2 rRNA genes are annotated in these 793 nt (G+C 45.8%); both read left to right on the forward strand.

The annotated features are described in order from the left end of the window. Window positions 1–213: ribosomal RNA gene (locus L5M17_RS22900) — 16S ribosomal RNA — on the forward strand; the annotation flags it as partial. A gap of 362 nt (window positions 214–575) precedes the next feature. Continuing rightward, window positions 576–793, forward strand: a 23S ribosomal RNA gene (locus L5M17_RS22905); the annotation flags it as partial.

Below are 793 nucleotides of genomic sequence, written 5' to 3' on the forward strand. Positions count from 1 at the left end.
TGAAGTCGGAATCGCTAGTAATCGTGGATCAGAATGCCACGGTGAATACGTTCCCGGGCCTTGTACACACCGCCCGTCACACCATGGGAGTGGGCTGCAAAAGAAGTGGGTAGCTTAACCTTCGGGGGGGCGCTCACCACTTTGTGGTTCATGACTGGGGTGAAGTCGTAACAAGGTAGCCCTAGGGGAACCTGGGGCTGGATCACCTCCTTACCGATACGACTAACTTAATGTTTGCTGAGTGTTCACACAGATTGCTTGTTTAGCTTCTCTTAGGAGAAGTCAGAGCGAAACATCCCTCTTGCAGGTAGATGTTGTTCTTTAACAATTTGGAAAGCTGATAGTATTTAATTGCATGAGTCTGTCATGTGATTAATTACAAAACGTTTAATGCGAAAGCATTGAACATGAGTTCTCAAACACTTTATTAAGTGTCTTGAATATTCAATAGTAAATTATGCTTAGTGGCATAGTTTACGTCTAAGGCGCGTCCACTTCTTTGGTCAGAAGTGAGACAAGTAAAACCAAGCTGGTCGCAATRCGRCGCAGATGAGTGAAACTCATTTGGGTTGTATGGTTAAGCGACTAAGCGTATACGGTGGATGCCTTGGCAGTCAGAGGCGATGAAGGACGTAGTAACTTGCGAAAAGCGTTGGCGAGCTAGTAACAAGCATTTGAGCTAACGATGTCCGAATGGGGGAACCCAGCAGCATAAGCTGTTATCGCAACATGAATACATAGTGTTGCGAGGCGAACGAGGGGAACTGAAACATCTAAGTACCCTTAGGAAAAG

It is taken from the genome of Shewanella sp. SW24, assembly GCF_025653395.1.
In the GTDB taxonomy this organism is placed as follows: domain Bacteria; phylum Pseudomonadota; class Gammaproteobacteria; order Enterobacterales; family Shewanellaceae; genus Shewanella; species Shewanella oncorhynchi.